Source organism: Rhizobium oryzihabitans (genome assembly GCF_010669145.1).
Lineage (GTDB): Bacteria > Pseudomonadota > Alphaproteobacteria > Rhizobiales > Rhizobiaceae > Agrobacterium > Agrobacterium oryzihabitans.
This window is the reverse complement of sequence record NZ_CP048632.1, coordinates 2,164,890-2,175,000: the sequence shown is the minus strand read 5'-3', so window position 1 is coordinate 2,175,000 and position 10,111 is coordinate 2,164,890. Positions and strand designations below refer to the sequence as shown.

Below are 10,111 nucleotides of genomic sequence, written 5' to 3'. Positions count from 1 at the left end.
CGTACCCGAAACCGACACAGGTGGTCAGGTAGAGTATACCAAGGCGCTTGAGAGAACTATGTTGAAGGAACTCGGCAAATTGCACGCGTAACTTCGGAAGAAGCGTGACCCCATTTTAGGCAACTATGATGGGGTGGCACAGACCAGGGGGTAGCGACTGTTTATCAAAAACACAGGGCTCTGCGAAGTAGCAATACGACGTATAGGGTCTGACGCCTGCCCGGTGCTGGAAGGTTAAAGGGAGGGGTGCAAGCTCTGAACTGAAGCCCCAGTAAACGGCGGCCGTAACTATAACGGTCCTAAGGTAGCGAAATTCCTTGTCGGGTAAGTTCCGACCTGCACGAATGGCGTAACGACTTCCCCGCTGTCTCCAACATAGACTCAGTGAAATTGAATTCCCCGTGAAGATGCGGGGTTCCTGCGGTCAGACGGAAAGACCCCGTGCACCTTTACTATAGCTTTACACTGGCATTCGCCAAGGCATGTGTAGGATAGGTGGTAGGCTTTGAAGCAGGGACGCCAGTTCCTGTGGAGCCATCCTTGAAATACCACCCTTATCTTCGTGGATGTCTAACCGCGGTCCGTTATCCGGATCCGGGACAGTGTATGGTGGGTAGTTTGACTGGGGCGGTCGCCTCCGAAAGAGTAACGGAGGCGCGCGATGGTGGGCTCAGACCGGTCGGAAATCGGTCGTCGAGTGCAATGGCATAAGCCCGCCTGACTGCGAGACTGACAAGTCGAGCAGAGACGAAAGTCGGTCATAGTGATCCGGTGGTCCCGTGTGGAAGGGCCATCGCTCAACGGATAAAAGGTACGCCGGGGATAACAGGCTGATGACCCCCAAGAGTCCATATCGACGGGGTTGTTTGGCACCTCGATGTCGACTCATCGCATCCTGGGGCTGGAGCAGGTCCCAAGGGTATGGCTGTTCGCCATTTAAAGCGGTACGTGAGTTGGGTTCAGAACGTCGTGAGACAGTTCGGTCCCTATCTGCCGTGGGTGTAGGAATATTGACAGGATCTGTCCCTAGTACGAGAGGACCGGGATGGACGTATCTCTGGTGGATCTGTTGTCCTGCCAAGGGCATAGCAGAGTAGCTATATACGGAATGGATAACCGCTGAAGGCATCTAAGCGGGAAACCAACCTGAAAACGAGTGTTCCCTATCAGAGCCGTGGAAGACGACCACGTTGATAGGACGGGTGTGGAAGCATGGCAACATGTGAAGCTTACCGTTACTAATAGCTCGATCGACTTCTTCGTTCCCATTGAATATGTTCATCAAGCAAAGCTTGATGACATCATTGTTCTGTCCTGACGCCCGAAGGGCTCCGGACGGGCCGCGCCATAGGGCGCGACGACCTCTGGTCTGTATGGCTGCCACGCTCATTGTTGAGCAAGGGAGCAATACGGACGGGTCACAGAAAGACGTGTTAAATTAAATGAAGCGCAAGCTTCCCAGCTTCTCGAAAACAACACTCATGTGAAAACATGAACTCTGTTGCGTTTTGCCGACCTGGTGGTTATCGCGGGGCGGCTGCACCCGTTCCCTTTCCGAACACGGCCGTGAAACGCCCCAGCGCCAATGGTACTTCGTCTCAAGACGCGGGAGAGTAGGTCGCTGCCAGGTCTGCAAAACGCAACAAACATCTTCTCAATCACACTTCGGCCCAGCCGATACCAAGGGCCGCATCAAGCGGCCTTTTTGCATTCCGGGACATAAAACCATAAGGCAAACGCCTCGTGCGTCCCTCACAGGAGACAAATCGCCTTCGGCAATTTGATCCGGCAGTATAGATCACAGCTTCGCTGTGATGCAGTCGCGATAAATCCAATAGGGATTTACGCCGGTAACGCGGGGTGGAGCAGCCCGGTAGCTCGTCAGGCTCATAACCTGAAGGCCGCAGGTTCAAATCCTGCCCCCGCAACCAAATAGTACAGCATCCATTAAAAGCCGCCCTCAAGGGCGGCTTTTGTGTTTCCAGCAGTCGCAATAAGCCACACGGCGATCAAACCGGCTAAATCCTTGTCCGATGGATAAGATGTGAGGCTGTTGAAACAGGGTAAGCAATAAACCTGCAATTCCCACTCGTTTTATGCGGCTGATTCAGCCTTTCGGCATTGCGATAGACCCGGATTTGGCCATGATGCGCCAACCGTCCAGCTCAGAAGAAAGCCGCCGTGACCACCGATCCTTTGCAGATCCTCAAGGCCGTCTATGGCTATGATACGTTTCGCGGGCAGCAGGCCGAAATCATTCGGCATGTGATGGCGGGCAACAATGCTTTCGTGTTGATGCCGACCGGGGCGGGAAGTCGCTTTGTTACCAGATCCCGGCGCTCGCCCGTAACGGCATGGGGTTGATCGTTTCGCCCCTGATCGCGTTGATGGTCGATCAGGTAGCCGCCCTGCGTCAGGCGGGCGTGCGGGCTGAAGCTCTGAATTCCGATCTTTTGCCGGACGAGCGACGGGCGCTTTGGCAGGATATGCGTGCGGGTAAAGTCGACATTCTTTATGCGGCGCCGGAGACGCTACTCAAGCCCGATGTTCTGGATGCGCTTCAACCGATTACCCTGTCGCTGATTGCGGTCGACGAGGCTCATTGCCTGTCGCAATGGGGGCATGATTTCCGCCCGCCATACCGCCAGCTTGACGCGCTGATCGAACGCTTTCCGGATACGCCACGCATGGCGCTGACGGCGACTGCGGACGAGCCAACCCGCGCGGAAATTTTAGGGCATCTAGGGATCGAAGGAAGCGACGCCTTTATCGCGGGCTTTGATCGCCCCAATATCCGCTACGCGATCATGGAAAAGGATAATCCCCGCGCGCAGCTGAAGCGCTTTCTGAGAGGTCGCGAAGAGGAAAGCGGTATCGTTTATTGCCTTTCCAAACGCAAGGTCGACGAGACGGCGGCGTGGCTGCGCGAGGAAGGTCGCGATGCGCTGCCCTATCACGCCGGCATGGATAAATCTGCCCGCGAGGCGAACCAGACCCGTTTCCAGCACGGCGAGGCGGTCATCATCGTTGCAACCGTTGCCTTCGGCATGGGCATCGACAAGCCAGATGTACGTTTCGTTGTGCATATTGATCTGCCCGGCAGCATCGAAGCTTATTATCAGGAAACCGGCCGCGCCGGCCGTGATGGCCTGCCGTCAGAGGTACTCATGCTCTACGGTTATGAGGATATTGCCCTGCGTAACCGCTTTATCGAAGAGTCCGACGCTGGGGATCAGCGTAAATATATGGAGCGCCAGAAGCTCGATGCGCTGCTCGGTCTTGCGGAAACCGCCGGTTGTCGCAGGCAGGTGCTGTTGTCCTATTTCGGCGATCGCTGTGAGCCATGCGGCAATTGCGACACCTGCGCGGAGCCGCCGGACCTGTTTGATGGGGCCATCGCCGCGCAGAAGCTGCTTTCCTGTATTTATCGCACCGGCGAGCGTTTCGGTCAGGCCTATGTCATCCGCGTATTGCTGGGAGTGGAGGATGAGCGGATCTCCAGTTTCGGGCATGACCGCATCACGACTTACGGGATCGGCAAGGAGCATGACAACCGCACCTGGCGAGCCATTCTGCGCCAGATGGTTGCGCTGCGCCTGATTGAGGTCGATCTGTCCGGTCACGGTGGATTGTCTATTTCCGAGGAAGGAAGGCGGTTCCTGCGGGAAAAACCTTCCCTGATGCTGAGGATACCATCCGCCCCCCGATCAACGCGACAACAGGCAACCCGCAAGCCCGCCTCTGCGGTTTTGCCGGAGGCCGATCGCAGTCTCTTCGAGGCACTGCGTGCGAAGCGCATGGAAATTGCCCGCGCGCAGAACGTTCCGCCCTATGTGATTTTCCACGATAAGACGCTTATCGAGCTTGCAGCCGCAAGACCGGCCTCGGCGCGCGAAATGGCGCAGATACCAGGAGTGGGAGACACCAAGCTCGAACGATACGGTCCGGCTTTTCTGGCGGCTATCGTGGAACATGCCGCCAGCGATTGAACGCTTGAATCCGGCAAAGAGTTGCGTGAAATATCACCGAAGCCGCAAGCCTCAGCCTGTCGTATCCTTGAACAGCACGTTCTGATCGATGAGATATCGGGAAAACAGCGGTAGGCTTGCTCCCCCGATCGCCCGGGCCTGGCTGCCAACCACGCCTTCGATGATCTCCGGCAATGTGACGCCCTGAAGATCGTGGTGCTTGAGGGCGAGCCGGGTGGCGGCAACTATTCGGGTTCTGACCCAGCCGGGAAAACCGCCATCGATGATCACGCTGGAAAAATCGATGATGGAGGCGGCGGCAATGACGGCCTGAGCTAGTGCGGCGGCGGTTTTGGTGATCCAGCTTTCCAGCGGCTCACCAAAATCGATCCATTCGTCGGGTGAAAACCAGAGGGGGCGCGGATCGATGTCCTTTTCGCGCAGCATGTTTTCCAGAACGAAGATCGACGCGATCTTCAGAAGCTGAACCGTATTACCATCCTGCCCCTGCACCGGCAGGGGGCCGATCGCGCCGGCCGTTCCCGTCTTTCCGGAAAACAGCGCCGAATTCAAAACAACGCCACCGCCGATGAAGGAGCCGATAAAGATATAGAGAAAGTCCGCATAGTTCTGGCCCGCGCCAAAAACCAGTTCGGCGCCACAGGCGCTGGTGGCATCATTCTGCAGGAAAACCGGATAGCTGACATTTTCGGCAATTTCCGAGCGGATATCGACGCCCCGCCACCGTTCCATTTCAATTTGCGGTGCACCCACCTCCTGCGCCCAGTTCCACAACTCAAATGGCGCGGCGATGCCGACGCCCGCAATTTTCTGGCGTTCGGCGGGAGACAGCTTCGTTTCGAGTTCCGTTATGCCCTCTGTCACAAAGGGCAATATCCATTCCGGCATGGGGTAGGGATAGGTTCTGCGCAGCTTGAGCCTGATCCGGCCGACAAAATCCATAAGCACGAGATCGACGCTGCGCCGGCCGATCTTGACGCCGAAAGAGAACACGGCGTCGGGGTTGAGGCGCATCGGTGTGGATGGCTGCCCCACCTTGCCGCGCAGCCTTTCACCACGAATGAGAAGACCATCCTTTTCGAGTGAGCGCATGATGACGGAGACGGTCTGTGCCGAGAGACCACAGAGCCTGGAGATTTCAGCCTTCGACAATCCGCCATGACGGCGAACGAGGGAAAGCACGAGCCGCTCATTATAGGCGCGCACCCCGATCTGGTTGGCGCCGCCGCTCATATCCATGGTGGTGGGCGGCGTTGGCGGCGCCGTCTCGACAGATTGTCTCATAATGTCATCCTCCCGCCCGCATATCCGTACATGACCGATACTCGCAGGCTTTATGGCAATCTTGCTATCGCAACGTTAAACGACGCGGCGATATTCCTCCCTGCCGTATATTAGAATGCCATATCGAATTAATAATTCAATCGGATTTATTTATTGACAGCCGTTTCCTTTGGTGGTTCCATCTGTGCCAACGGTCACTGTTCTCGGAGGAGACGGATCGTCGAGTAACCGTCACGGTGCTTAAATATCCATTGGGAGGATCACAAATGAAGACCACTGTTTCCGCTCTTCTGGGCGCGCTTGCGCTTGGCGTTTCTTTCGCTTCCGTCGCGTCCGCCGCCGATACGTCGGTGTGCCTCATCACCAAAACAGATACCAATCCCTTTTTCGTCAAGATGAAGGAAGGTGCGACCGCCAAGGCTAAAGAACTCGGCGTGACGCTGAAATCCTATGCCGGCAAGATCGACGGTGATTCCGAAAGCCAGGTTGCTGCCATCGAGACCTGCATCGCCGATGGCGCCAAGGGTATCCTGATCACCGCATCCGACACCAAGGGCATCGTTCCGGCCGTGCAGAAGGCGCGTGACGCCGGTCTTCTGGTCATCGCTCTCGATACACCTCTGGAGCCCGTAGATGCCGCCGATTCCACTTTCGCCACCGACAATCTTCTGGCCGGTGAACTGATCGGCAAATGGGCGGCCGGCACCCTCGGCGACAAGGCCAAGGACGCGAAAATCGCCTTCCTCAACCTCACCCCCTCCCAGCCGACTGTGGATGTGCTGCGCAATCAGGGCTTCATGAAGGGCTTTGGCATTGATGTGAAGGACATCAACAAGATCGGCGATGAGAACGATCCCCGCATCGTTGGCCATGACGTCACCAATGGCAACGAGGAAGGTGGCCGTGCGGCCATGGAAAACCTCCTGCAGAAGGATCCGACCATCAACGTCGTTCACACCATCAATGAGCCCGCAGCTGCCGGTGCTTACGAGGCGCTGAAAGCGGTCGGTCGTGAAAAGGACGTGCTGATCGTGTCCGTTGATGGCGGTTGCCCGGGTGTCAAGAACGTTGCTGAAGGCGTGATCGGCGCGACCTCGCAGCAATATCCGCTGCTGATGGCGGCGCTCGGCGTGGAAGCCGTCAAGAAGTTCGCCGATACGGGTGAAAAGCCGAAGCCAACCGAAGGCAAGAACTTCGTCGATACCGGCGTGACGCTGGTGACCGACAAGCCGGTCAAGGGCCTCGATTCCATCGACACGAAGGAAGGTCTCAACAAGTGCTGGGGCTGATGCCTCGCCGTTGAAACCCGCGGGGGCAATCTTTGCCCCGCCCTTGGACCCAGAATGATTTCAGGCACGATCCGGGGGATCGGACAAAGGAACAAACGGGCATGCCGCATCCTGAAGGGATGACAGAGGCTGCCTCACAACACTTTGAATCTACGCATCATTCTCTTTGGAGACAGTTTCCCGTTTCGGGGCCGATGCGATGGAGCGATCGGGAGGAAAATCCATGAGCGATCAGCCGGTGCGGGCTCAGCCGCATAATGAATTCGAAAAAGTGCTCTCGGAAAGTTCGACGCAGGTCGCCGCTTTCGACACGCATGACAAGAGTACGCTGGAAAAATTTCAGCATTTTCTCCATTCCAGCCCGGCCGCCGTGCCGCTTATCGTTCTGGTGCTGTCGCTGACTGTTTTCGGCCTGCTCCTCGGCGGCAAGTTCTTTTCGGCCTTTTCGCTGACCCTCATCCTGCAGCAGGTGGCGATCGTCGGCATCGTCGGCGCGGCGCAGTCGCTGGTCATCCTGACGGCGGGTATCGATCTCTCGGTCGGTGCGATCATGGTTCTGTCCTCCGTCGTCATGGGGCAGTTCACCTTCCGCTACGGTTTGCCGGCGGAGCTTGCCATTCTCTGCGGCCTTGCCGTTGGCGCATTCTGCGGTTTCATCAACGGCATCCTGGTTTCGCGCATGCGGCTGCCGCCTTTCATCGTCACGCTCGGCATGTGGCAGATCGTCCTGGCGACCAACTTCCTCTACTCCGCCAATGAGACGATCCGCGCCCAGGACATCGCCCAGCAGGCGCCGATCCTGCAATTCTTCGGCGCCAATATCCGTTTTGGCAATGCGGTCTTCACCTATGGCGTCATAGCCATGGTTCTGCTCGTCGCCTTGCTCTGGTATGTGCTCAACCGAACCGCCTGGGGCCGTCATCTTTATGCGGTGGGTGACGATCCGGATGCCGCCGAACTTGCCGGCGTCAACGTCAAGCGCATGCTGACGACGGTTTACACGCTCTCCGGTCTCATCTGCGCCTTCGCTGGCTGGGCCCTCATCGGCCGTATCGGTTCGGTTTCGCCGACAGCCGGTCAATTTGCCAATATCGAATCCATCACTGCGGTGGTTATCGGCGGCCTGTCGCTGTTCGGTGGGCGCGGCTCCATCATGGGCATGATTTTCGGCGCCCTGATCGTCGGCGTCTTCTCGCTCGGCCTCCGGCTTATCGGAACAGACCCGCAATGGACCTATCTGTTGATCGGCGTCCTCATCATCATGGCTGTCGCAATCGACCAGTGGATCAGAAAGGTAGCAGGCTGATGGCAAAAGAACCCATTCTCACAGCACGCAATCTCGTCAAGCGTTATGGTCGCGTGACCGCTCTCGACCATGCCGATTTCGATCTCTATCCGGGCGAAATCCTGGCGGTGATCGGCGATAACGGCGCCGGCAAATCCTCTCTCATCAAGGCGATTTCCGGCGCGGTGACACCCGATGAAGGGGAAATCCGACTGGAGGGCCAGCCCGTCCAATTCCGCTCGCCGATCGAGGCGCGCAAGGCTGGCATCGAGACCGTCTATCAGAACCTCGCGCTCTCACCGGCGCTTTCCATAGCCGACAATATGTTCCTCGGCCGGGAAATCCGAAAACCCGGAATTCAGGGAAGCCTGTTTCGGGCGCTGGACCGACCGGCCATGGAAAAATTCGCCCGCGAGAAACTGTCGGAACTCGGCCTGATGACGATCCAGAACATCAATCAGGCGGTGGAAACCCTGTCCGGTGGCCAGCGTCAGGGTGTCGCCGTGGCGCGCGCGGCCGCCTTTGGTTCCAAGGTCGTCATCCTCGACGAGCCGACCGCAGCACTCGGCGTCAAGGAAAGCCGCCGCGTTCTGGAGCTTATTCTGGATGTGCGCTCGCGCGGGTTGCCGATCGTTCTCATCTCGCACAACATGCCGCATGTTTTCGAGGTTGCGGATCGCATCCATATCCACCGGCTGGGCAAGCGCCTGTGCGTCATCAATCCGAAGGATTACACCATGTCCGACGCCGTTGCCTTCATGACCGGCGCCAAGGAAGCGCCAAAGGAAACGCTTGCCGCATGACGCTGAAGCTTGAGACGATCGTCGAAGACGTTCTTCGGCGGGCAGAGGGCCAATCCCGTTTCATCATCGCCATTGCCGGTCCCCTGGGGCCGGCAAATCCACGCTGGCGGATGCGCTCTGCGACGCTCTGCTGGCGCGGAGCGAAACGGCTGCCGTCCTGCCGATGGATGGCTTTCATATGGACAATGGCATTCTCGAAGAGCGGGGGCTGCTGCCGCGAAAGGGCGCTCCCGAAACCTTCGATGTGCGTGGTTTCCTCGATATCGTCTCCGCCGTTCGCAAGGGCGGACAGGAGGTGCTTGTTCCGGTTTTTGACCGTTCCCGCGAAATTGCCATCGCCTCCGCCCGTGCTATCCCGCCAGAGACACGCTTTGTCCTTGCCGAAGGCAATTATCTCCTGCTGAATGAAGCGCCCTGGACCACGCTTTCCGACAGCTTTGACCTCACCATCTTCGTTGGCCCGTCCGTCGCGGTGCTCGAAGAGAGGCTGCGGAACAGATGGCAGGGTTACGGTCTCGATGCGGCTGCGATCCACGCCAAACTTTTTGAAAACGATCTTCCCAACGGAAAAAGGGTAATCGAGAACACCCGCCCCGCCGATATTCGCATCGATATTTGGGAATAGATTAACGCTTTTCCCGTCTTGAGCGGCAACTCCATTTATCGTTAAGCCTTTGTTGACTCTGTGTTGAATCTTTTTGATCCACAGGGTGGGGCTTTTCCATGTCTATTTATTGACGAGAAAATTTCCTCATATACTATATGTGGTGTTCGAGGTTCTTCCGATTCGCAAGCGTCGGGAGCTAAGACGGGAATTCGGTGCGTAACGCCATTAATGGCGGAGCAAGGCCGAAACTGCCCCCGCAACTGTAAGCGGTGAGCATCGTTCCGATTTGGGTCACTGGAGCCGAAAGCTCCGGGAAGGCCGGAATAGATGTTGTGACCCGCAAGTCAGGAGACCTGCCTTGAGCGCAAACGTCCACGGGCGGGGTGTCCGGAGGAAGGTGTTGACGCAAATGATTTGCGTGCGCCCTTTTCTGCCCCCTCCAGAACAAGCTTCGGGGTGAAGTCATGCCAGTGCATTTTTTTGAGTTCCTGCGCTCGTCGGCGTAGAGAATGATTTTCCACGGCTAAAGGCCGTGCCCGCCACCTGAATGACAGAACCATCGCCAACCGATTGCGATCGCAATCGGCAATGTTGAGCCGTGTGCAAAAGCGGCTTCGAAAGAGGAAATCATGACCGTCACCGTTTACAGCAAGCCCGCCTGCGTCCAATGCACCGCCACCTATCGCGCACTCGATCGCATTGGCGTGAGCTATGAGATCGTCGATATTTCCGAAGATGCGGATGCGCTCGATCACGTTCGCGGCCTTGGTTACATGCAGGTTCCGGTGGTCGTCGCCGGCGAGCGCCACTGGGCGGGTTTCCGTCCAGATATGATCGGCTCGATCAGCTGAGGC

Annotated in this window: 5 protein-coding genes, 1 tRNA gene, 2 rRNA genes, 2 pseudogenes and 1 riboswitch (1 of these 11 running past the window's edge); of the genes and pseudogenes, 9 read left to right on the top strand and 1 reads right to left on the bottom strand. The window is 57.5% G+C overall.

Going from position 1 to position 10,111, the window contains the following annotated elements; all coding sequences use genetic code 11:
- From G3A56_RS11335 to recQ, 4 genes and pseudogenes are all read left to right on the top strand, one after another.
- Positions 1-1,263, top strand: a 23S ribosomal RNA gene (locus G3A56_RS11335); it begins 1,623 nt to the left of the window's first position.
- Between the two features lie 252 nt (positions 1,264-1,515).
- A 5S ribosomal RNA gene (gene rrf / locus G3A56_RS11330) occupies positions 1,516-1,630 on the top strand.
- 224 nt (positions 1,631-1,854) lie between these two features.
- A tRNA-Met gene (locus tag G3A56_RS11325) sits at positions 1,855-1,931 on the top strand.
- Between the two features lie 250 nt (positions 1,932-2,181).
- A pseudogene (gene recQ / locus G3A56_RS11320) lies at positions 2,182-3,989 on the top strand (DNA helicase RecQ).
- A 51-nt stretch (positions 3,990-4,040) separates the two neighbouring features.
- Here recQ and G3A56_RS11315 read toward each other — a convergent pair.
- Complete coding sequence (locus tag G3A56_RS11315; protein ID WP_003492901.1) at positions 4,041-5,273, bottom strand: ROK family transcriptional regulator; 1,233 nt, start codon at positions 5,271-5,273, stop codon at positions 4,041-4,043.
- A gap of 266 nt (positions 5,274-5,539) precedes the next feature.
- Here G3A56_RS11315 and G3A56_RS11310 point away from each other — a divergent pair, with 266 nt between their 5' ends.
- The 5 genes and pseudogenes from G3A56_RS11310 to nrdH all read left to right on the top strand — a co-directional run bounded on the left by G3A56_RS11310 (position 5,540) and on the right by nrdH (position 10,108).
- Positions 5,540-6,562, top strand: coding sequence for a sugar ABC transporter substrate-binding protein (locus G3A56_RS11310; RefSeq protein WP_082183342.1), 1,023 nt, complete (start codon positions 5,540-5,542; stop codon positions 6,560-6,562).
- Between the two features lie 223 nt (positions 6,563-6,785).
- Complete coding sequence (locus tag G3A56_RS11305) at positions 6,786-7,868, top strand: ABC transporter permease (RefSeq protein WP_035241323.1); 1,083 nt, start codon at positions 6,786-6,788, stop codon at positions 7,866-7,868.
- Positions 7,868-8,650, top strand: a complete 783-nt coding sequence (locus G3A56_RS11300) for an ATP-binding cassette domain-containing protein (protein ID WP_035241325.1) — start codon at positions 7,868-7,870, stop codon at positions 8,648-8,650. Before G3A56_RS11305 ends, G3A56_RS11300 begins: the two co-directional genes overlap by 1 nt.
- A pseudogene (locus G3A56_RS11295) lies at positions 8,647-9,275 on the top strand (nucleoside triphosphate hydrolase). The gene G3A56_RS11300 and the pseudogene G3A56_RS11295 overlap by 4 nt, the downstream one beginning before the upstream one ends.
- Before the next feature lie 132 nt (positions 9,276-9,407).
- A riboswitch (cobalamin riboswitch) is annotated at positions 9,408-9,632 on the top strand.
- A gap of 254 nt (positions 9,633-9,886) precedes the next feature.
- A complete protein-coding gene (gene nrdH, locus G3A56_RS11290) occupies positions 9,887-10,108 on the top strand; it encodes a glutaredoxin-like protein NrdH (RefSeq protein WP_003514250.1) in 222 nt (73 codons plus the stop codon).
- The last annotated feature ends 3 nt before the right edge of the window (positions 10,109-10,111 follow it).

Excerpts from the sequence above, each read along its gene's own strand:
- G3A56_RS11310 (WP_082183342.1), top strand. The coding sequence starts at position 5,540 with ATGAAGACCACTGTTTCCGCTCTTCTGGGCGCGCTTGCGCTTGGCGTT.
- G3A56_RS11305 (WP_035241323.1), top strand. The coding sequence starts at position 6,786 with ATGAGCGATCAGCCGGTGCGGGCTCAGCCGCATAATGAATTCGAAAAA.
- G3A56_RS11315 (WP_003492901.1), bottom strand. The coding sequence starts at position 5,273 with ATGAGACAATCTGTCGAGACGGCGCCGCCAACGCCGCCCACCACCATG.
- nrdH (WP_003514250.1), top strand. The coding sequence starts at position 9,887 with ATGACCGTCACCGTTTACAGCAAGCCCGCCTGCGTCCAATGCACCGCC.
- G3A56_RS11300 (WP_035241325.1), top strand. The coding sequence starts at position 7,868 with ATGGCAAAAGAACCCATTCTCACAGCACGCAATCTCGTCAAGCGTTAT.